The sequence below is a fragment of the Actinacidiphila sp. bgisy144 genome (genome assembly GCF_057708105.1).
In genome coordinates this window covers 57,892-79,718 of the sequence record NZ_JBYIRM010000005.1, presented here as the reverse complement: position 1 = coordinate 79,718, position 21,827 = coordinate 57,892, and the positions used below count along the sequence as shown (strand labels likewise).

Below are 21,827 nucleotides of genomic sequence, written 5' to 3'. Positions count from 1 at the left end.
GACACGGACCGGCAGATGGTCCTGGCGTGGCGTGACCCGGTGGAGGGGATCTTCGAGGTACGGGGCAAGGACGGTGACTGCCTGCTCCTGCCCAACCTGCTGGACGACCTGGAACACCGGACCCACACCAACGCCGGGCGTGCGTCCTTCCGCGGGGTCACGAAAGGAGGCTTCGTCGGCGCCCGGCTGGTAGCCCTGGCACCGGTGCCCGGCGCATGGCTCGTCTCCGGCGCCATGTCCTCCTACCCCCGGGCCGCCTTCGCCGAGTACTTCGGCATCCAGCTGCTCGGGGCCGGCCTGCGGAGATACGAGGACGAGCACGGGTCGTTCAGCGGAGACGAGTCGGGGGCCGCACGGCGTCACGCGTCCACGCGGTCCCAACCCCGCGGCTGCGGCTGCTCGGTGAGCGGGCCGCGGCTGCGGTACACGAGGTAGGGGCGGAAGAGGTACTGCACCGGCGCGCTGAACATGTGCACCAGGCGCGTGTACGGCACCACCGCGATCAGCACCATGCCGATGACCGCGTGGATGCGGTACGTCAGCGGCGCACCGGCCATCAGGTCGGTGCTGGGGTCGAGCGTGAAGAGGCTGCGGGCCCAGGGCGCGATCGTGGTGCGGTAGTCGTACCCGTGGCTGAAGGAGGAGTTGGTGAGCTTGGCGTACAGGCCCATCGCGATCTCGCCGAGCAGCAGGACGTACATGAACTTGTCGTTGCGGGTGGTCGCCAGCAGCACCGGCGCGTTGGTGCGGCGCCGGTAGACCAGCAGCGCGATGCCGACGATCGCCAGCAGGCCCGCGAGGGTGCCGCCGATCAGCGAGAGCAGGTGGTAGACGTGCTCGTCGACACCGATCGCGTCGGTCCAGGACGCCGGTACGAACAGCCCCAGGAGGTGGCCGGCGAGCACGAACAGGATGCCGTAGTGGAAGACGGGCGACGCCACCGAGAGCAGCCGGGACTCGTAGATCTGCGAGGAGCGGGTGGTCCAGCCGAACGTGTCGTAGCGGTGCCGCCAGATCAGGCCGGTGACCAGCAGCGCGAAGGCGACGTACGGCAGGGCGCCCCACAGCAGGGTGTTCATCAGCGGCTCTCCGATCGGTCGGTCAGCAGCGGCAGCAGTCCGAGGTGGCCGTACGGCACCAGCCCCACCTCCTCGCTCGGCGGTCCCCCGCGGGCCATCGCCATCGCCTGCGCCCGGTCCGCCGGGGAGGCGCCGGGCAGCGTGCCGCACACGGCCTCCAGCACTCGGGCGTAGGGCGTGCCGTTCTCGGTCAGGGCCAGCCGCAGCAGTTCGAGGGCGGGCCGGTGCTCGCGCAGCAGCGCGTCGGTGCGGGTGGCCGCGCTGAACTCCAGTACCACCGGCAGGAAGTCGGGCAGGTCACCATCCACCGGGTCCATGCCGTACCGGCGGTAGTGCTCCTTGAAGCGGACCAGCGCGGCACCGCGGCGCCGGGTGTCGCCCTCGGTCCACCAGGTCAGGTGCAGGCAGTGGCGGCTGGTGAAGTCGAAGGTGGCGACGTACGCGGCCGCCAGGCCGGACAGGTCCGCCGGCGCGGCCGCCACCTCCGGGCCCCGCGCCGCCTCTTCGGCCCCCGAGCCCTGCCCAGCCGCTTCCGCCACTCCCGACCCCTGCCCGGCCGCTTCGGCCACCCCCGCCGACCCGTCCCCCGCGAGATACGCCACCACCGGCAGCAGCGCCTCCGCCTCCGGCGTCCCCACCGCCCGCAGCGCCTCCCGAAGCAGCGGCAGCTCACCGGCCAGCTCCGTGTCCGGGTAGGCCAGCAGCCGCGCAGCCGCCTGGTACAGCACCGCCGCCCGGTACGGGATCGGCCGCGCGGCCGCCATCGCCGGCGCGCTCACCGCTCCCCCTCGTCGTCGCTGGTCTGCCGTCTGCGCAGCGCGTGGAAGCTCTCCAGGCTGACCAGCGGGAGCTGCCGCCGCCCGGAGTCCTCGCCGAACGGCCCCAGGCCGCCTCCCATTCCCGGGCCGCCCTCGCCGTCCAGCGAGCACTCCGCCGGCAGCGCCGACTCCTCCAGCCGCCGCGCGTCGCCCATGGCGGCGGTCGGGATGACGTACCGCTCCTCGTACTTGGCGATGGCCAGCAGCCGGTACATCTCCTCGATCTGCGGTCCGCTCATGCCGACCGCGTCGGCCGCGTCCGACCGCGAACCCGCCTCGGCGTCACCGAGGTTGATCGCCCGCATGTGCGCGCGCATCGCGGCGAGCTTCTCCAGCGACGCCCGCACCGGCGCCGGGTCGCCCGCCGTGAACAGCCCGGCCAGGTACTCCACCGGAATGCGCAGGGCGTCGATCGCGCCGAACAGGTTGCCCGCGTCCTCCCCGTCGAAGCCCGTCCCGGTCAGCGCCTCCACCACCGGCGACAGCGGCGGGATGTACCAGACCATCGGCAGCGTCCGGTACTCCGGATGCAGCGGCAGCGCCACCCGGTAGCGGCTGATCAGCGCGTGCACCGGGGAGCGGCGGGCCGCCTCGATCCAGTCGTACGCGATGCCGTCGAGCTCGGCCGCCCGCCGCACCTCCGGGTCCTCCGGGTCGAGGAACACACCGAGCTGCGCCCGGTAGAGGTCGTGCTCGGCCGGCACCGAGGCGGCGGCCGTCACCGCGTCCGCGTCGTACAGCACGACCCCGAGGTAGCGCAGCCGGCCCACGCACGTCTCGGAGCACACCGTGGGCAGCCCGATCTCGATCCGCGGATAGCAGAAGGTGCACTTCTCGGCCTTGCCGGTGCGGTGGTTGAAGTACATCTTCTTGTAGGGGCAGCCCGTCACGCACTGCCGCCATCCGCGGCAGTGGTCCTGGTCGACCAGGACGATGCCGTCCTCCTCGCGCTTGTAGAGGGCGCCGGAGGGGCAGGAGGCGACGCACGCCGGGTTAAGGCAGTGCTCGCAGATCCGCGGCAGGTAGAACATGAAGGTCTCCTCGAAGGATGTCCGCACCTTCTCGGCGACCCGCGCGGCCTGCTGATCCCGCGCGGCCTGCCCCGCATCCGCGCCCGCGCCCTCGCCTACGCCCGCGCCTACGCTCGCACCCGCACCCGCACCCGCACCCGGCCGTGCGCCCGCCGCCACCGGGTCCGCGTCGGCGTGCTCGACCGACCCCCCAAGGTCGTCGTCCCAGTTGGCGCTCCACTCGATCTTCATCGGCTTTCCGGTGAGCAGCGAGCGCGGCTCTGCCACCGGATAGTCCTCGCCCAGCGGCGCGTTGACGAGGTTGGCGTAGTCGTACGTCCACGGCTCGTAGTAGTCCTTGATGCCCGGCAGCACCGGGCTGGCGAAGATGTTCGCCAGCCGCGCGACCCGGCTGCCGGCCCGCAGCGTGAGCCGGCCGCGGCGGTTGAGCCGCCAGCCGCCCCGCCACCGGTCCTGGTCCTGCCAGCGCCGCGGGTAGCCCTGCCCCGGCCTGGTCTCCACGTTGTTGAACCAGGCGTACTCCATGCCGCGCCGGTTGGTCCATGTCTGCTTGCAGGTGACCGAACACGTGTGGCAGCCGATGCACTTGTCGAGGTTCATCACCATCGCGACCTGCGCCATGACCCGCATCAGTACGTCACCTCCTGGGGGCGGCGGCGGATCACGGTGACCTCGTCCCGCTGGTTGCCGGTCGGGCCGAGGTAGTTGAAGGCCCAGCTCAACTGGGCGTAGCCGCCGATGAGGTGGGTCGGTTTGAGGAGCAGCCGGGTGAGCGAGTTGTGGGTGCCGCCGCGGCGGCCGGTGGACTGCGCCCGGGGGACGGCGACGGTGCGCTCCTGGGCGTGGTGCATATACACGGTGCCGGCCGGCATCCGGTGCGAGACGATCGCGCGGGCGACGACGACACCGTTGCGGTTGACCGCCTCGATCCAGTCGTTGTCGCGCACCCCGATCGCCTCGGCGTCCTGCTGCGCCATCCAGATCACCTGACCGCCGCGCGAGAGCGACAGCATGAACAGGTTGTCCTGGTACTCGGAGTGGATGGACCACTTGTTGTGCGGGGTGAGGTAGCGGACCGTCACCTCCCGTCGGCCGTCCGGGCCGAGGGCGGGTTCGCCGAAGAGCCGGTGCATGTCCAGCGGCGGCCGGTAGACCGGCAGTGCCTCGCCGAGTTCGTGCATCCAGTCGTGGTCGAGGAAGAACTGCTGGCGGCCGGTGAGGGTGTGCCACGGCTTGAGCTGCTCGACGTTCTGGGTGAAGGGGCTGTAGCGCCGCCCGCCGGCCTCGCTGCCGGACCACTCCGGGGAGGCGATCACCGGCACCGGCGCGGTCTGCGTGTCGGCGTACGTGATCCGCCGCGCCTCGCTGTCGGCCGCCAGGTGCGCCATGGCCTGGCCGGTCTTCTTCTCCAGGGTGCGGAAGCCCTGGACGGCGAGGCGGCCGTTGGTGGTGCCGGACAGGGCCAGGATCGCGTTGGCCGCCTTGGCCGCGGTGTCCAGCAGCGGCCGCCCGCCCGCCGGGCCGCCGCCGGTGACCGCGCCGTTGAGTGCCCGCAGCACCTCGATCTCGGTGTCCGGGCGCAGTGCCAGCCCCTTGGCGGGCAGCCCGAGTTCCTCCGCGAGCGGTCCGAGCGCGGCCATCTTCGCGGCGATCGCGGTGTAGTCGCGCTCCACGACGGTCAGCCCCGGCATGGTGACGCCGGGCACCGGCTCGCACTCCCCGCGCCGCCAGTCCAGCGCGAGCCCGCCGGGCTGGGCGGTCTCCGCGGGCGTGTCGTGCTGGAGCGCGGTCGCCACCAGGTCCCGCCGGGTGCCCAGGTGCCCGGCGGCCAGCTCGCTGAACCGCGCCGCGATCGCGTGGAAGGAGTCGAAGTCGGTACGGGTCTGCCAGGGCGGGTCGATGGCCGGCGAGAACGCGTGCACGTAGGGGTGCATGTCCGTGCTGGACAGGTCGTGCTTCTCGTACCAGGTCGCGGCGGGCAGCGTGATGTCGGACAGCAGCGTGGAGGAGGTCATCCGGAAGTCCAGCGACAGCAGCAGGTCGAGCTTCCCCTCGGGCGCCTGCTCGTGCCATACGACGTCGCGCGGCCGGACCTCGGGGTCCGCCTCCTGCGCGCGCAACGAGGAGTGCGTGCCGAGCAGGTGCTTGGTGAAGTACTCCGCGCCCTTGGCGGAAGAGCCCAGCAGGTTGGCGCGCCACAAGGTGAGCACGCGCGGCCAGTTGCGCGGGGCGTCCGGGTCCTCGCCCGCGAACTTCAACGTGCCCGCGCGCAGTTCGTCGACGGCCGAGCGGACCGGGTCGTCGGCGTCCCCGAGGTCGAGGGGGTTGCGGTCGAACGTCGGGTAGGACGGCATCCAGCCGGCCCGGGTGGCCTGGGCGAGGCAGTCCGCGGCGGTCATCCCGGCGAACCGGCCCCGGCCGAGCGGCGAAGCGAGCACATCGGCCGGGAAGCGGTCGTAGCGCCACTGGTCGGTGTGCAGGAACCAGTAGGCGGTGCCGATCGCCTGCCGGGGCGGCCGGGACCAGTCGGCGGCGCCGGCGAGAGTCGCCCATCCCGTCGACGGGCGGGTCTTCTCCTGGCCGACGTAGTGCGCCCAGCCGCCACCGTTGCGGCCCTGGCAGCCGGTGAGCTGGAGCAGCGCGAGGAAGGCGCGGTAGATCGTCTCGGAGTGGAACCAGTGGTTGGTGCCCGCGCCCATCAGGATCATGCAGCGGCCCTTCGACCGCTCGGCGGTGGCCGCGAACTCCCGCGCGATACGGACGCAGGCCGCGGCCGGCACCGAGGTATGGACCTGCTGCCAGCCGGGGGTGCCCGGGGTGTCCGGGTCCTCGTACGAGGCGGGCCAGTCGCCGGGCAGTCCGGCGCGGCCGACCCCGTACTGGGCGAGCAGCAGGTCGTGGACGGTGGTGACCAGGCGCCCGCCGGGCAGCCGGAGGGCGGGCACCCCGCGGCGTACGACGGAGCCGCGCCCCTGCCCGTGCGCGCCGCCGTCCGTGTCGAAGCGGGGCAGCAGCACCTCGACGGGGACGGCGCCCTCGACGTCGAGCAGGGTCAGCGCCGGTTCGACCGCGCCGAGGTCGAGGTTCCATCGGCCCTGGCCGGAGGCGGTCCAGCGGAAGCCGACGGAGCCGCCGGGGACCGCGGGACGGCCGGTCGCGCCGTCCCAGACGACGGTCTTCCACTGAGCGGCAGCGGCATCGGCATCGGCAGCAGCATCGGGTTCTGCGTCGGCATCGGCATCGGGCTCTGCGCCGCCGCCGGCCTCCAGGTCGGCCGCCCGCAGGAACTTGTCCGCCACATACCCGCCGCCGCCTGCTTCGCCCCCGCCCTCGTGCCCGGTCAGCGTGACGAGGAACGGCAGATCGGTGTAGCGGCGCACGTAGTCGGTGAAGAACGGCACCTGCCGGTCGACGAAGAACTCCTTCAGCACCACGTGGCCCATGCCGATCGCCAGCGCCCCGTCCGTCCCCGGGTGCGGGTGCAGCCACTCGTCGGCGAACTTCGCGTTGTCGGCGTAGTCCGGTGCGACCACGACGACCTTCTGGCCCCGGTAGCGGGCCTCGGCCATCCAGTGCGCGTCGGGCGTGCGGGTGACGGGGACGTTGGAGCCCCACATCATCAGATAAGCGGCGTCCCACCAGTCGCCGGACTCCGGTACGTCCGTCTGGTCGCCGAACACCTGCGGCGAGGCCACCGGCAGGTCCGCGTACCAGTCGTAGAAGGACAGCATCGGGGCGCCGATCAGCGACATGAAGCGGGCGCCCGCCGCGTGCGAGACCATCGACATCGCCGGGATCGGCGAGAAGCCGGCCACCCGGTCCGGGCCGTACTCCTTGATGGTGTGCACATGGGCCGCCGCGACGATCTCGACGGCCTCCTCCCACCGCGCCCGCACCAGGCCGCCCTTGCCGCGGGCCTGCTGGTAGCGGCGGCGGCGCCCGGGGTCTGCCTGGATGTCGGCCCAGGCGAGCACGGGGTCGCCGAGCCGTTCCCGCGCCTCCCGGTACATCTCCAGCAGCACCGCGCGGACGTAGGGGTAGCGGACGCGGGTCGGCGAGTAGGTGTACCAGGAGAACGCGGCGCCGCGCGGGCAGCCGCGGGGCTCGTACTCGGGGCGGTCCGGTCCGGTCGTCGGATAGTCGGTGCCCTGGGTCTCCCAGGTGATGATGCCGTCCTTGACGTACACCTTCCAGCGGCAGGAACCGGTGCAGTTCACGCCGTGGGTGGAGTTGACGACCTTGTCGTGGCTCCAGCGGTCGCGGTAGAAGCGGTCGCCCTCACGGCCTCCTTCGAGGCGCTCGCTGTGCAGGTCGGGCGCGGTCCGGCCGCGCCGGAAGTGGCGGCCGGCGCGGAGCAGGAGGGCGCCGGGCTCGCCAGGGCCTTGTTCGCCGGGGCCCTGCTCACCGGGTCCGCCGTCGCCGGGTCGGCCGCCGCCGGGTCCGCCGCCGGCCGACTGCCGGGCGGGCGCCGCCTGGTCGTGGCGGCCCGAGCCGTCCGTGCTCCTGCGCATACCGCCCCTTCCGGATCGGACCGCCGGCCCGCCTGCCGAACCGCCGGTCCCGCCGCACCGTGTCGGCCCTCCCAACTTGGCCGATGCCCGCCCGCCGTCCGGGCGCCACGCGCTCGGGTTCCTCCCTTCGGCCCCCCAAGGTGGCGTAGCGGCACCCCGTGCGATCCGATGAAACGGTGAGCACACCTGCGGCGCACCGCCCCGCCCACGGCTCCCCGGTCGCACGGGCGCTGGAGGGCCTGCGTACGGTGCCGCCCGGCGCGGGCGCGGCCGTGATGGCGACCGGCATCCTGTCGGTGGGGCTGCGCCTGACCGGTTACGGCGTGCTGTCCGCGGTCGCGCTGGCCGTCGCGGCCGCGCTGTGGCTGGTGCTGGCCCTCGCCTTCGTCCTCGAACTCGCCTACGACCGCGCCGGGTGGCAGGCGAGCGCCGCGAACCCGCCCGCGCTGACCGCCGTGGCGGCGACCTGCGTGCTCGGCACCCGCCTCTCGCTGGCCGGCCGGCAGTCCCTCGCCCTGGCGCTGCTGGCCGTGGCGACCGCCGCCTGGCCGTGGCTGCTGGTGTCGGTGCTGCGGCACTGGAAGCGGCCGGTGCCGGGCGTGGCGTTCCTGGTGTGCGTCGCCACCCAGGGCCTGGCGGTGCTGGGCGGCACCCTCGCGCTGGCCGGGCGCGGCGACTGGCTGGCCCGCGCGGCGCTGGCGGTCGGCTGCCTGGGAGTGCTGCTGTACGGGGAGGCGCTGGTCCGCTTCGACTTCCGGCAGGTGTTCACCGGCCACGGCGACCAGTGGGTGGCCGCCGGTGCGCTGGCGATCTCCGCGCTCGCCGCGTCGAAGCTCGTCGCCTCGCCGCTGTGGACGGGCAGCGTTCACCAGGCCCTGCGCGTGGCCGCCTTCGTGCTGCTCGCGCTCGACTTCGCCTGGTACGCGGTGCTGGCCTGCGCCGAGTTCGTCCGGCCGCGCCCGGGCTACGACCTGCGCCGCTGGTCCACGGTCTTCCCGCTGGGCATGACTGCCGTCGCGGGGCTGTCCACCGGGCAGGCGGCCCATGTCGGCTGGCTGCACGGCGTCAGCAGCGTGCTGCTGTGGATCGCGGTCGCGGCCTGGCTGCTCACGGCGGCCGGGTGGGTCGCCGCGACCGCCCGGTGGGCGCACACCGCTTGAGACCCCGCCGCCCGGTCCGACACCAGATCCGCCGCCTGACCCGCAACCGCTCGCAACCGCTCGCGACCGCCCGCGATGCCGTGATTGCCCCATCCGAGTGGCGTTGATGTGAATATCACCGATCCCGAGGTGCGGCGCCATGATTTGTGTGCTCGCTTCCGCATCATCGGATTAGTCAGTTCACCGGATACGAGCCAGGAAGCGAGAGGTCGATGGCTGCCGACATCAAGACGTTCTGGGGCGCGCTGCTCAGCGTGCTGCTCAAGTGCATCGCCGCACTCGGATTCACCACCGCGGACCGTGCCGCCGCCCGCGGGCGGGCCGTCGCCGCCGACGCCGCCCCGACCGCCCCCGCCGCGCAGGTCGCGCAGGTCGCGCAGGTCGCGGCGACGACCCGGGAGGAGGTGGCCGCCGGAGCACCCGCGCACGCACCGGCCGCACCGCCGAGCCGCGGGCAGGCACGCGCGGCCCGCGTCCCCGCACCGCGCCCTGCCGAATCGCGCCTGGTGCGCCGCAGCCGCGGCCGAACGCTGCCGCCCACGATGAAGCAGCGCATCGGTGCCGAGGCCCACGGCACCTCGCCCAGTGCCCGCAGCCTGCGCACCGCCGACGACCTCGACGGCCTCGACGGGTTCGGCGATCTCAGTGCCCTCGCTACCGCGGCCGGCGCCCCCGCGGCCGCCACTGCCGCCGCTGCCTCCGCCACCGACCGCGGTGCCCGCGCGCACCGCGCGAACTACACCGGTCGGTCCGGCGCCAAGGCCACCCGCGAACTGTTCACCCGCGCCGCCTGAACGCCCCGGCTGGACGCACCCCGTGCCCGCCCCGCGTACTTCGCGCCCGGTCCGCCGGACCGGACCACACGGCACCTCGCACGCCGCCGACGCGACAGCGCGCTTGACCCGTCGATCCACCTGACACACGGCTTGAAACAGCGGCTCCGCTGAGCGGATCTGCGCACCCCCGAGCGGGACAAGGTTGCGGTGCGGAAGGATGGGGCAGTGACCCCAGCCACCGAGCCAGCCGAGTCCTCCGACGCCCACCACCGGCCCGAGGCCCACCCGGACCCCAGGACGGCGCCCGAGCAGAGCCGGCCAGGACGGCCCGCTGAGCAGGGCGAGCACCAACGGCACAGCCAGCACGAGCAACTCGACCTGCACCACCGCCAGACTTACGAAAAGACCTTCGCCGACCCCGGACCGCGGCTGATCGCCACCGATCTGGACGGCACGCTGCTGCGGGACGACAAGACGATCTCGCAGCGGACGACCGCCGCCCTGGCCGCCGCCGAGGACGCAGGCGTCGAGGTCTTCTTCGTCACCGGCCGCCCCCTGCGCTGGATGGGCGTGGTCGCACAGCACCTCGCCGGGCACGGCATGGCCATCGCAGCGAACGGTGCCGCGGTCTACGACCTGCGGGCCGGCACGCTGATCGAGGCGTTCCCGCTGCCCGAGGACGACGCGCTGGCGATCGCGCACGCGCTGCGTGCGGCGATTCCCGGTACCACCTTCGCGGTCGAGCGCACCTTCTGCTTCCGGCGCGAGCCCGGCTATCCGCAGATCGAGGCGGACGGCTCCGCGGCCCGCGCGGACATCGAGGAGCTGCTCGCCTCCGACCGCGAGCAGCCGCTGCTGAAGCTGCTGGCCAAGCACCCCTCCCTCGACCCGGACGAGTTCCTGGCCACCGCGCACACGCTCGTCGGCCGGCACGGCGAGGTGACCCGCTCCAGCGAGTCCGCGCTGCTGGAGATCAGCGGTACGGGCGTCAGCAAGGCCACCACCCTGGCCAAGTGCTGCGCCGAACGCGGGGTGACCGCCGCCGAGGTGGTCGCCTTCGGGGACATGCCGAACGACCTGGCCATGCTGAGCTGGGCGGGCCTGTCGTACGCGGTCGCCAACGCCCATCCGCGGGTGCTGGCCACCACCACGTACCGCACCGAGTCCAACAACGACGACGGTGTGGCCCGCGTCATCGAGCGCCTGCTCGCGGCCCGCGCCGACCGGGATGACCGCGCCGACCGGGACAGCGGGGACGGCGGGGAGAACCGCCTCCCGTAGCCCCGGCCCGCAGCGCCGCGGAGCTACACGCCCACCGGCTCCGCGGCCGTCCGCGCGCTGTCCTCGGCGCGGCGCTCCCGTTCCAGGGTCCGGCGGAAGGGCCCGTCGACGGCGGCCAGTTCGGCGTACCCGCCGCGCTGCACCACCCGGCCGCCGGACAGCACCAGGATCTCGTCCACGGCGCCGTCCGCGAGCCCGGCCAGGCGGTGGGTGATCAGCAGGGTCGTACGGCCGCGGGTGGCCGCCAGCAGGTCCGCGGTGAGGGCGTCGGCGGTGGGCAGGTCCAGGTGCTCGGCGGGCTCGTCGAGCACCAGCACGGGGAAGTCGGCCAGCAGCGCGCGGGCCAGCGCCAGCCGCTGCCGCATGCCGCCGGACAGCCGGGCGCCGTGCTCCCCGACCTCCGTGTCCAGGTCGAGGTCGAGCCGCGCGGCGGCCAGTGCCTCCCGCAGTTCGGCGTCGGGTGCGCCGGGCCGAGCCAGCCGCAGGTTCTCCCGCACGGTGCTGGCGAAGACGTGCGCGTCCTGTGCGCACAGCCCGACCAGCCGCCGTACGTCGTCGCCGTCCAGCGCCGCGGCGTCCTGCCCGGCCAGGGTGTAGGTGCCGCGCTCGGCGTCGAGGAACCTCAGCAGCACGTGCGCCAGCGTCGTCTTGCCCGCCCCCGACGGCCCGACGACCGCGATCCGGCGTCCGGGTGACAACGTCAGGTCCACGCCCTCCAGCGCGGGCCGCGACTGCCCCGGGTGGGACGCGGTCAGCCCGCGCAGCACCAGCGGATACGGTGCCTCCGGCGCGCCCTGCGGCCGTTCCGGCTCCCGTACGGGCAGCGGCGCGTCCAGCACATCGCGCACCCGCTGGGCGGCCCGGCGGCTGCGCTGCCGCTGCTGGGCGGCGAGCGGCAGGCCCGCGACGGCCTCGAAGGCGGCCAGCGGCAGCAGCACCAGGACGGCGAGCAGGACGCCGTGCAGCTGGTGGGCGGCCACCGCCCGCACGCCGACCCACGCGCACCCGGTCACCGTCAGGCCCGTGACCAGCGCGGTGAGCCCGGCGCCGAGCGCCGTGGCGGCGGCCGAGCGGGCCGTGATCCGGCGCAGCGCGAGGTCGGCTTCCGCGGCCCGCGCGCGGCGGGTGGGCAGGGCGCCGGCCACGGTCAGTTCGGCGGTGCCGGTGAACAGCCCGAGCACCCGGGTGGACAGCTCGCCCCTGGCGGGCGCCAACCGGTCCTCGGTCCGCCGGGCCACCGCGACGGACAGCGCCGGCACGCCGACACCCGCGACGAGCAGCCCGGCGCCCAGGACGGCACCGGCCGCGGGCAGCAGCCACCCGGTGAAGGCGGCCGCACCGAGCCCGGTCACGGCCGCGGTCACGGCGGGCAGCAGCCAGCGCAGGTAGTGGTCCTGCACGCCGTCCACGTCCGCGACCAGCCGTGAGAGCAGGTCGCCGCGGCCGGTACGGCCGAGCCCGGCGGGTGCCAGCCGCTCCAGCCGGCGGAAGACGGCCACCCGTACGCCGCCGAGCGCCCGAAAGACCGCGTCGTGGCCGATCAGCCGCTCCCCGTACCGGAACGCGGCGCGGCCGATGCCGAAGGTGCGGGTCGCGGTGACGGCGACCATCAGGTAGAGCACCGGCGGTTGCTGGGCGGCGCGGCTGATCAGCCAGCCCGAGGTGCCCATCAGGCCGACCGCGCAGCCCAGCGCGAGCACGCCGAGTGCGCAGGCCCCGGCGAACCGGGCCCGGAATCCGCGGGCCTCGCCGGCCTGGACGAAGCCGCGGACGCCGCCGGCACCGCCGCGCCGTTTGCCGCCGATGTGCGGTTCGGCTTCCGCCGCGCCTGCGGCCGCCCCGTCCGGCGCCCCGGACGGCTGCTGCCCTGCTCCGGCCGGCCCGGCGGCCCGGTGGAGTTCCCGGGCGGCGGCCGGAACCGGCCGCGCGGGCGCGTCCGCACCTATCGGATGGACGTCGTCGGCGAGGGGCAGCAGAGCGGGGCGGTGTGCGACGAGCAGCACCGTGCGGGTGGCGGACAGTTCGCGCAGGGCCTCCACGACCTCGGCCTCCGTGTCCCCGTCGAGGTTCGCGGTGGGCTCGTCGAGCAGCAGCAGCGGCCGGTCGGCGAGGAAGGCGCGGGCCAGGGCGAGCCGCTGGCGCTGGCCGGCCGACAGCCCGGCGCCGTCCTCGCCGATGGCGTCGTCCGGGGCCGCGAACCCGCCCGCGCCCGCGGCGGCCAGCGCGGACCGTACGTCCGCGTCGCTCGCGTCGGGCCGGGCCAGCCGCACGTTCTCCGCGACGGTCCCGGCGAACAGGTGCGGCCGCTGCGGCACCCAGGCGATCTGCCGGTGCCAGGACGCGCGGTCGATGTCGGCGAGGTCGATCCCGTCCACCGTGATACGCCCGGCGGAGGGCTCGACGAACCCGAGCAGGGCCCGAAGCAGCGTGGACTTGCCCGCGCCGCTCGGCCCGGTGACGGCGACCGTCCGGCCGGGCGCGAGCTCCAGCGTGGTGGGCCCCAACTGCCCGTCGCGTGCCACCTCCACGTCCTCGACGCTGATGGTGGCCGTCCGCAGGTCGGGGGCCGCCACCCGGCCGCCGCCTTCGGCAGGCGCGCCCGGCAGCGCGGTCTGAAGCACCTCGAAGACCTCCTCCGCCGCCGCCAGCCCCTCGGCCGCCGCGTGGTACTGCGCCCCCACCTGCCGCAGAGGCAGATACGCCTCCGGGGCGAGCACCAGCACCAGCAGGCCCGTGCGCAGGTCGAGTTCGCCGTGCACCAGCCGCATGCCGATGCCGACGGCGACCAGCGCGACCGAGATCGTGGCGAGCAGCTCCAGCACGAAAGAGGAGAGGAAAGCGATCCGCAGGGTGCGCAGGGTTGCCCGGCGGTAGTCGTCGGTGATCTTCCGGATGTTGTCGGCCTGCGCCTTCGCCCGGCCGAAGACCTTCAGCGTGGGCAGACCGGCGACCACGTCGAGGAAGTGGCCGGACAGCCGTGCCAGCAGTTGCCACTGGCGGTCCATCCGGTCCCGGGTCGCCCACCCGACGAGCACCATGAACAGCGGCACCAGCGGCAGTGTCACCACGATGGTCAGCGCGGAGATCCAGTCCGCGGTCGCGATCCGGGCCAGCACCACCAGCGGCACCACCGCGGCGAGGCCGAGTTGGGGCAGGTAGCGGGCGAAGTAGTCGTCGAGCGCGTCCACACCGCGGGTGGCGAGCGTGGTCAGCTCGCCGCTGCGCCGCCCGGTCAGCCAGTTCGGGCCGAGCGCGGTGGCGTGGGCCAGCAGCCGCTGCCGTAGCTGGGACTTGACCGCCGCGCCGGCCCGGTGCGCGCACAGCTCGGTGAGCCAGGCCACCAGCGCCCGCCCCACCGCCACGGCGGCCAGCGCGATCAGGTCGCCGCGCAGCGCGCCCGCGCCGCGGCCCTGCTGGAAGCCGCCGACCACCACGTCGGCGATCAGCACCGCCTGGGCGACGACCAGCCCGGCCCCCGCCAGGCCCAGCAGCACCGCACCGGCGAGGAAGACCCGGGTGGTCCGCGCGTATGTCATCAGCCGAGGGTCGACCGGTTTCACGTGGAACATCCCCTTTCGTGTTTCACGTGGAACACCGACGCACCGGGCCCGACCGGTCCGGACATGGTCAGTGCGCCGCTTCCGCGATGTGCTGGGTGCCGATCCGCTTGCGGAACACCCAGTACGTCCAGCCCTGGTAGAGCAGCACCAGCGGCGTGGCGATGGCAGCGCACCAGGTCATGATCCGCAGCGTGTACGGAGTGGCGGACGCGTTGCCGACGGTCAGGCTCCACGCGCCGTTGAGCGAGGAGGGCATCACGTCCGGGAAGAGGGTGAGGAAGAACATCGCGACGGTGGCGGCGATCGTCACCCCGGACAGGGCGAACGACCAGCCCTCGCGCCCGGCCCGGTTGGTCCCGAGCGCGGCGAGCAGCGCGGCCAGCGCGACGACCAGGGCCGGCAGGCTGCGGCCGCCGCCGCTGTGCATCTGCGTCCAGACCAGGAAGACCGCTGCGAGCACCGCGGTGACCAGGCCGATCCTCGTGGCCAGCGCCCGCGCCCGCTCGCGTATCGGCCCGACCGTCTTGAGCGCGGTGAACACCGCGCCGTGGAAGGTGAACAGCGCCAGCATCACCAGCCCGCCGAGCAGCGCGTAGCCCCCGAGCAGGTCCCCGAGGGTGCCGACGTACTCCTGGTGCGCGTCGATCTTGACGCCCCGCACGATGTTCGCGAAGGCCACGCCCCACAGCACCGAGGGCAGCAGCGACGTCCAGAAGATCGCGTGCTCCCAGTTCCGCTGCCAGCGCTCCTCGGGCCGCTTGGCGCGGTACTCGAAGGCGACCCCGCGCACGATCAGGCAGACCAGGATCAGCAGCAGGGGCAGGTAGAAGCCGGAGAAGAGGGTGGCGTACCAGTCCGGGAAGGCCGCGAAGGTCGCCCCGCCCGCGCTGAGCAGCCACACCTCGTTGCCGTCCCACACCGGCCCGATCGTGTTGATCAGCACCCGCCGCTCGGTGCGGTCGCGGGCGAGCAGCTTGGTGAGGACGCCGACCCCGAAGTCGAAGCCCTCCAGGAAGAAGTAGCCCGTCCACAGGACGGCGATGATGACGAACCACGCGTCGTGCAGGTGCATGTCTGTCCCTTCCCTTCCGTCGTCGATCCGTCGGTCCGTCAGTACGAGAAGGCCATCGGCCGGTCGGCGTCCGCGGCCTCGCCGGCGCTGCCGCCGGGCCCGCCGCCGATCCGGGTCGGCGGGTTCAGGTCGGCCTCGGTCAGCTCGGGCGGCCCCTGCTTGGCGTACTTCGCCAGCAGCCGGACCTCGACCACGGCGAGCAGCCCGTACAGCGCGGTGAAGACGATCAGCGAGGTCAGCACGTAGCCGACGGAGACCCCGGGGGAGACCGCGTCCTTGGTGCGCAGCACCCCGTAGACCACCCAGGGCTGGCGGCCGGTCTCGGTGAAGATCCAGCCCCAGGAGTTGGCCGCCAGCGGGAAGAGCATGGTCAGCAGCGCGATCCGCCAGTACCAGGGGGACAGCCGTGCGCCGAGCCCGACCGTGCGGGTGAGCATCAGATGCGGCACCTCGTCCTCCCCGGTGCGCCGGTCCGGCGCGAGCCAGAAGCGGCGCCGGGTCAGCCACAGCCCGGCCGCGCCGACTCCGATGGAGACCACGCCGAAGCCGATCATCCAGCGGAAGCCCCAGTACTCGACCGGGATGTTCGGCCGGTAGTCGCCGGGGCCGTACTTCTGCTGCTCGGCCTTGTTCACGTCGTTGATGCCGCCGACGTAGCTGGTGAAGTCGTCGGTGGCGAGGAAGGAGAGCAGGTTGGGGATGTCGATGGCGACCTCGTTGTGCCCCTTGTTCACGTTGCCGACCGCGAAGACGGAGAACGGCGCGCCGCTCTGGCCGTCCCACAGCGCCTCGGCCGCCGCCATCTTCATCGGCTGCTGCTTGAACATCACCTTGCCGAGGGTGTCGCCGCTGATCGCGGTGAGCGCGCCAGCGGCCACCGCGACGACCAGCGCCATCCGCAGCGAGGAGCGCATCACTGCGATGTGCTGCTTGCGGGCCAGGTGGTAGGCGGCGATGCCGATCATGAACGCGGCGCCGGTGAGGAAGGCCGCGGACATGGTGTGGAAGAACTGGGCGAGCGCGGTGTTCTGGGTGAGGACCTGCCAGAAGTCGGTGAGCTCGGCCCGCTTGGTCTTCGGGTTGTAGTGGTAGCCGACCGGGTGCTGCATCCAGGAGTTGGCGGCCAGGATGAAGTACGCGGAAAGGATGGTGCCGATCGACACCATCCAGATGCAGCCGAGGTGGATGCGCTTGGGCAGCTTGTCCCAGCCGAAGATCCACAGGCCGATGAAGGTCGACTCGAAGAAGAACGCGATCAGCGCCTCGAAGGCCAGCGGGGCGCCGAAGACGTCGCCCACGAAGCGCGAGTAGTCCGACCAGTTCATGCCGAACTGGAACTCCTGCACGATCCCGGTCACGACGCCCATGGCGATGTTGATCAGGAAGAGCTTGCCCCAGAACTTGGTGGCCCCGAGGTACTTCTCCTTGCCGGTGCGCACCCAGGCGGTCTGCAGTCCGGCGGTGAGCGCGGAGAGCGAGATCGTCAGGGGGACGAAGAGGAAGTGGTAGACGGTCGTCACGCCGAACTGCCACCTGGCGACGCTCAGTGGCTCCAGTGCGAGCTGCACGATACGTCTCCTTTGCTGCCGATACGCGTTCTGCTTGTGAACGTGAACTCATTCACAAGCAGTATCGCGCACATGCGTTCGCCCCCTTCTACCGGGGGGGTGAGAGGGGGCGAATCGGCAGGTCAGCATACTTTCTGCCCGGGGCCGGTGTCGGGACGTGGTGCCAGGACGCGGCACCGGGACCCGGGCGAACCGCTACAGCTCCTTGCGGAACTCCTCCGCGGTCCGCAGCACGATGTCGTTCGCCTCGGTCTCCCCGACGGTGATCCGCACCCCCTCGCCCGCGAACGGCCGCACCGTCGCGCCCGCCCGCTCACAGGCCGCCGCGAAGTCCCCGGTGCGCTCCCCCAGCCGCAGCCACACGAAGTTCGCCTGCGTCTCAGGCACCGTCCAGCCCTGGCCGGCCAGGGCCGCGGCGACCCGGGTGCGCTCCGCGACCAGTCCCTCGACCCGCTCCAGCAGCGCCGCCTCGGCCCGCAGGCTGGCGATCGCCGCGTCCTGCGCGAGCTGGCTCACCCCGAACGGCACCGCGGTCTTCCGCAGCGCCTCGGCCACCGGGTCGTGCGCGATCGCGAAGCCGATCCGCAGGCCCGCCAGGCCGTACGCCTTGGAGAAGGTGCGAAGCACCGCGACATTGGAGCGGTCCCGGTACAGGTCGACGCCGTCGGGCACGTCGGGGTCGGTGTTGAACTCCCGGTACGCCTCGTCCAGGACGACCAGCACATCCGACGGCACCCGGTCCAGGAAGCGCTCCAGCGCCGCCCGGCGCACCACGGTCCCGGTCGGGTTGTTCGGGTTGCAGACGAAGATCAGCCGGGTCCGCTCGGTGATCGCGTCCGCCATGGCGTCCAGGTCATGCACCTCCGCCGCGTCCAGCGGCACCTGCACCGCCCGGGCACCGCTGATCTGGGTGACGATCGGGTACGCCTCGAAGGAGCGCCAGGCGTAGATCACCTCGTCGCCCGGCCCCGAGGTGATCTGCAGCAGTTGCTGGGCCACGCCGACCGATCCGGTGCCGGTGGCGAGGTGCCCGGCCGGCACGTCGAACCTCGTCGCCAGCTCCGCGGTCAGCGCAGCGCAGGACAGGTCGGGGTAGCGGTTGAAGGAGGCCGCGGCGGTGGCCGCCGCCTCCAGGACGCCGGGCAGCGGGGGATACGGGTTCTCGTTCGAGGACAGCTTGAAGGCGGGCCGCGACGCGCCGCCCTCCGCCGCTGCCGGGGGTCGCCCGGGCTTGTACGTCGGGATGCCGTCCAGTTCCGCGCGCAGCTTCGGGGTGGTCATGCGCCCACCCTACGAGGGCGGCCGCACCACCCGGCAGGTGCGTGCCGCCGCGAAGTGCGCTGGTAGTGCGCGCCCTGGCGCACGTCCCCCGTAGGAGTGAGTTGCCGAGGTCGATAGCGGCGGGCCAATGGCCGGGCGAAGGCCGCCCGCGGCCGCCATCCGCCTCGACCGACCGCCCTGCCGCCTGCATATTCCACCTCGCATACGGCTTTCGATCTTGCAGAAACTGTTCTGCACGGGGGCCACGTCGCCGGAAGCCGTACGGACCAGTGCCGCCCTACTATCGGCTCGCCATGACAGCAGCAGGGAATCACCAGGCGAGCCGCCCCGTCGGACGCCGGCTGGAACGCGCGGGGATCAGAGACGTCGCCGCCGCCGCCGGTGTCTCGATCACGACTGTCTCCGACGCGCTCAACGGCAAGGGCCGACTGCCCGACAGCACCAGGCGCCACGTCCGCGAGGTCGCCGACCGGCTGGGCTACCGCCCGTCGGCCGCCGCCCGCACGCTGCGCACCGGGAGATCGGGCCTGATCGGCCTGACAGTGACGACATACGGCGAAGAACCGTTCACCTTCACCGAGTTCGCGTACTTCGCGGAGATGGCCAGAGCCGCCACCTCCGCGGCACTGGCCCGCGGCTACGCCCTGGTCATCCTGCCCGCGTCCTCCCGGCACGACGTGTGGGGCAACGTGGCGCTGGACGGCACCGTGGTCATCGACCCGTCCGACCAGGACCCGCTGGTGGCCGAACTCGTCCGGCAGGGCGTGCCGGTGGTCAGCGACGGCCGCCCGGCCGGCAGCCTGCCGGTGCACGCCTGGGTCGACAACGACCACGAGGAGGCCGTCCTCGGCATCCTCGACCACCTGTCCGCGGCCGGGGCCCGGCGGATCGGCCTGCTCACCGGCACCAGCACCGACACGTACACCCGGCTGTCCACCACCGCCTACCTGGAGTGGTGCGAACGCGTCGGCCAGGAGCCGGTGTACGAGGCGTACCCCGCCCACGACCCGTGCGCCGGGGCCGTGGCCGCCGACCGGTTACTCGCCCGCCCGGACCGCCCGGACGCCGTGCACGGCCTCTTCGACCCCAACGGCACCGACCTGCTCGCCGCCGCCCGCCGCTACGGCCTGCGCGTCCCCGACGACCTGCTGCTGGTCTGCTGCAGCGAGAGCGGCGGCTACGCGGGCACCGACCCGCCGATCACCACGCTGTCGCTGCAACCCCGGCGGATCGGCACCGCCGTCGTCCAGTTGCTGATCGACGCGATCGAGGGAATCGGACCCAGCCACCCCGTACAGCAGGTCATGCCCACCGAGTTGATCGTGCGGGCGTCCTCGCAGCGGCGGGCGCACCGCACCACCGTCAGCCCGCCGCGCGGCCCGGCCCGCGGGGAGGCGTGATCAGCCGTGATCCGACACGCCCGGCCGGGTGACTACGTGGCGGTTTGTCCGAGGCCCACGAAAACGAGGTGCCTGGGTATGTCACAACGCGCCAGCCGCATTCCTATGATGGGCGGATGGCGGCGCGAGCGTGGAGGGGTCGATGACTCAGGGGGCAGGTCAGGGGCATGAGCCCGACACCGGGTACGAGCCCGCGCCCGGCTACGGGACGGCGCCCGACTTCCAGCCGTCCGCCGGGTACGAACCGGGCTACCAGCCGGCCCCGGCCGGCTACGAGGGAGCACCGCCGCCCGCGGCCCCTGCCGCCCCGGCACCGGTCGCGGCTCCGCCCGGCTACGAACCGACCCGCCCCGACACCCCGCTGGTGCCGCCGGGTTACACCCCCACCGCCCACGACCTGCCGGTGATCGGCGACGCCGCGCTGCCGGGCGAGCGCCCCGGCCCGCTCTACGTGGTCGGTGACGTGCACGGCTACCTCGACGAACTCCTCGCCGCCCTGCGGGAGTCGGGGCTCGTCGACGAGGACGGCCACTGGTCGGCGGGCAGCGCCCGGCTGTGGTTCCTCGGGGACTTCACCGACCGCGGCCCGGACGGCATCGGCGTGATCGAGCTGGTGATGCAGCTGTCCGCCGAGGCCGCGGCGGCCGGCGGCTACTGCCGCGCGCTGATGGGCAATCACGAACTGCTGCTGCTGGGCGCCCACCGGTTCGGCGACACCCCGGTCAACTCCACCGGGGGCACCGCCTCCTTCCTCGCCGCCTGGCGGCTCAACGGCGGCCAGCCGTCGGACATGGAGCGGCTGGAGGACCGGCACCTGACCTGGATCTCCCGGCTCGACGCCGCCCATCTCACCGACGGCCACCTGCTGCTGCACTCCGACACCACCGCCTACCTCGACTACGGCCGCAGCATCGAGGAGATGAACGACGCGGTCACCGGTGTGCTCCAGCGCGCCGACGCCGACGAATGCTGGGACCTGTTCCGCAAGTTCACCAAGCGGTTCGCCTTCCGCGGCGACGGCGGCGCCGAAGCGGCCCGCGAGATGCTCGGCACCTACGGAGGCGAGCGGGTCGTCCACGGGCACAGCCCGATCCCCTACCTGCTCGGCGAGGGCGGGGAACCGCTCGCGGACGGCGAGTCGGCCGCGCCCGTGGTCCAGGGACCCATGGTCTACGCGGAGAACCTCGCGGTCGCGATGGACGGCGGCGTCACGATGGACGGCCGGTTGCTCGTTGCCCAACTCCCGCTGGTGGGATAGCTTCCACATTTCCTGGTTGCGCCCTGTCAAGGCCCCGGGTACCGCCCTACCATCGGCTGTATCCGTAGTCCCACCGCTCTCCGGGTATCCGGCAGAAGGCGGATGTTCCACGTGGAACACCGGCCGCACGCGGAGAGTCGGAGCATCGGGGGATGCACATGACCAGCGCTCCACACCTGCTCACCGAGGACCGCCCGGACTTCGAGCACGTCCTCGACGAGGCGCTGCGCATCGCGTTGGACGGCGTCGAGGCCCAGGGGGCCGATGACCGCGCGCCCGGCGCCCCGCTGAACGCCGAGCAGTTGCGCACCATGGCGCTCGCCGCCGCCGAGTCGATCAGCGCCCGGGCCGCCGAGGAGTACGAGGCGTACCGCCGGGTCCGGGCCGACAGCCGCGAGGCGGTACGCGAGTCCGCCCGCGCCCGCGACAGCCGCGCGTTCAGCTACGCGGCGATGGGCGTCGCGGACCGCGCCGGCTCCGGCGCCGGCTTCCTCGCGGTGCTGGCCGTGCTCACACCGCTGCTCGCCGGCGCCGCGGCACTGATCTTCCTGCTGATCGGATACGCGCTCCAGGCGGTGTCCCCGGAGCCGGGGATCGCCGCGCCGCTGCGCACCGCGGGCTGGTTCTTCGCCGCGGTGACCGCCGCCTCGATCGTGCTCGGCGGCATCGGCCTGCTGATCACCGCGCTGCGCGACGGCTCCACCGCGATCCGGGACGCGCCCGACTCGCTCCCGCCGGAGGTCGCCGGGGCCCGAGACGCGTGGCAGCGCGCCCTGCTCGACCGCGGGCTGCTGCCCTTTCTCGACGACGCGCTGGCCGGGCGGGCCGTCGTGCCGCCGCCCGCCGCGCCCACCACGGGTCCGCGCATGCCGCACCTGGGCTACACCCGGCCGGACTTCTCCTCCCCGCAGCACCCGAGCCGCGGGACGGCCCATCGGCGGCCGCCGGTGTGAGCTCGGGAGCCCGCACGGATGGCCGTCCCAGCTCGCGGTGGGCGTCCGCCGTTGCTTGACTGCTCCCGTACCTGGTCAG

General features: G+C 73.4%; 15 protein-coding genes. 7 read left to right on the top strand and 8 right to left on the bottom strand.

Annotated elements, in window-relative coordinates:
* The first annotated feature begins 15 nt into the window (after positions 1-15).
* Positions 16-435, top strand: a complete 420-nt coding sequence (locus tag AC3EVP_RS07650; protein WP_435127488.1) for a hypothetical protein — start codon at positions 16-18, stop codon at positions 433-435.
* On the opposite strand, the gene narI is transcribed toward AC3EVP_RS07650, so the two are convergent.
* From narI to AC3EVP_RS07630, 4 genes are read right to left on the bottom strand one after another with little or no spacing between them, the layout of a single operon-like run.
* The gene (narI, locus tag AC3EVP_RS07645) at positions 360-1,079 is read right to left on the bottom strand and encodes a respiratory nitrate reductase subunit gamma (protein ID WP_335971684.1); all 720 of its coding nucleotides are present in this window, start codon (positions 1,077-1,079) and stop codon (positions 360-362) included. The two genes, AC3EVP_RS07650 and narI, sit on opposite strands and share 76 nt — an antisense overlap.
* Complete coding sequence (gene narJ, locus AC3EVP_RS07640; RefSeq protein WP_435127485.1) at positions 1,079-1,858, bottom strand: nitrate reductase molybdenum cofactor assembly chaperone; 780 nt, start codon at positions 1,856-1,858, stop codon at positions 1,079-1,081. Before narJ ends, narI begins: the two co-directional genes overlap by 1 nt.
* On the bottom strand, positions 1,855-3,558 hold the full coding sequence (locus AC3EVP_RS07635; RefSeq protein WP_435127483.1) for a nitrate reductase subunit beta: 1,704 nt from the start codon (positions 3,556-3,558) through the stop codon (positions 1,855-1,857). Before AC3EVP_RS07635 ends, narJ begins: the two co-directional genes overlap by 4 nt.
* The gene (locus AC3EVP_RS07630; RefSeq protein WP_435127481.1) at positions 3,558-7,439 is read right to left on the bottom strand and encodes a nitrate reductase subunit alpha; all 3,882 of its coding nucleotides are present in this window, start codon (positions 7,437-7,439) and stop codon (positions 3,558-3,560) included. Before AC3EVP_RS07630 ends, AC3EVP_RS07635 begins: the two co-directional genes overlap by 1 nt.
* Positions 7,440-7,615: 176 nt before the next feature.
* On the opposite strand from AC3EVP_RS07630, the gene AC3EVP_RS07625 reads away from it, so the two are divergent.
* The 3 genes from AC3EVP_RS07625 (at position 7,616) to AC3EVP_RS07615 (ending at position 10,656) form a co-directional block, all read left to right on the top strand.
* Positions 7,616-8,599 carry a tellurite resistance/C4-dicarboxylate transporter family protein gene (locus tag AC3EVP_RS07625; protein ID WP_435127479.1) on the top strand — a complete coding sequence of 328 codons (984 nt, stop codon included), beginning with the start codon at positions 7,616-7,618 and terminating at the stop codon, positions 8,597-8,599.
* 212 nt (positions 8,600-8,811) lie between these two features.
* Complete coding sequence (locus tag AC3EVP_RS07620; protein ID WP_435127477.1) at positions 8,812-9,393, top strand: DUF6344 domain-containing protein; 582 nt, start codon at positions 8,812-8,814, stop codon at positions 9,391-9,393.
* A gap of 360 nt (positions 9,394-9,753) precedes the next feature.
* Positions 9,754-10,656 carry an HAD family hydrolase gene (locus AC3EVP_RS07615; protein ID WP_335972217.1) on the top strand — a complete coding sequence of 301 codons (903 nt, stop codon included), beginning with the start codon at positions 9,754-9,756 and terminating at the stop codon, positions 10,654-10,656.
* Positions 10,657-10,679: 23 nt separating this feature from the next.
* On the opposite strand, the gene cydD is transcribed toward AC3EVP_RS07615, so the two are convergent.
* From cydD to hisC, 4 genes are all read right to left on the bottom strand, one after another.
* Positions 10,680-14,216: a thiol reductant ABC exporter subunit CydD gene (gene cydD / locus AC3EVP_RS07610; RefSeq protein WP_435127475.1), complete on the bottom strand. Its 3,537-nt coding sequence runs from the start codon at positions 14,214-14,216 to the stop codon at positions 10,680-10,682.
* A gap of 67 nt (positions 14,217-14,283) precedes the next feature.
* A complete protein-coding gene (gene cydB / locus AC3EVP_RS07605) occupies positions 14,284-15,288 on the bottom strand; it encodes a cytochrome d ubiquinol oxidase subunit II (protein WP_435127473.1) in 1,005 nt (334 codons plus the stop codon).
* 38 nt (positions 15,289-15,326) lie between these two features.
* Entirely contained in the window at positions 15,327-16,856 is a 1,530-nt protein-coding gene (locus tag AC3EVP_RS07600) for a cytochrome ubiquinol oxidase subunit I (protein ID WP_335971700.1), read from the bottom strand.
* A 195-nt stretch (positions 16,857-17,051) separates the two neighbouring features.
* Positions 17,052-18,137: a histidinol-phosphate transaminase gene (hisC, locus tag AC3EVP_RS07595; RefSeq protein WP_435127470.1), complete on the bottom strand. Its 1,086-nt coding sequence runs from the start codon at positions 18,135-18,137 to the stop codon at positions 17,052-17,054.
* A gap of 293 nt (positions 18,138-18,430) precedes the next feature.
* Between hisC and AC3EVP_RS07590 the strand changes: the two genes are divergently transcribed.
* The 3 genes from AC3EVP_RS07590 to AC3EVP_RS07580 all read left to right on the top strand — a co-directional run bounded on the left by AC3EVP_RS07590 (position 18,431) and on the right by AC3EVP_RS07580 (position 21,748).
* Complete coding sequence (locus AC3EVP_RS07590) at positions 18,431-19,537, top strand: LacI family DNA-binding transcriptional regulator (protein ID WP_335971704.1); 1,107 nt, start codon at positions 18,431-18,433, stop codon at positions 19,535-19,537.
* A gap of 142 nt (positions 19,538-19,679) precedes the next feature.
* Positions 19,680-20,795 (top strand): metallophosphoesterase, encoded by a 1,116-nt coding sequence (locus tag AC3EVP_RS07585; RefSeq protein WP_335971706.1) that lies wholly within the window; start codon positions 19,680-19,682, stop codon positions 20,793-20,795.
* Positions 20,796-20,953: 158 nt separating this feature from the next.
* A complete protein-coding gene (locus AC3EVP_RS07580; protein WP_435127467.1) occupies positions 20,954-21,748 on the top strand; it encodes a hypothetical protein in 795 nt (264 codons plus the stop codon).
* Positions 21,749-21,827 lie beyond the last annotated feature (79 nt).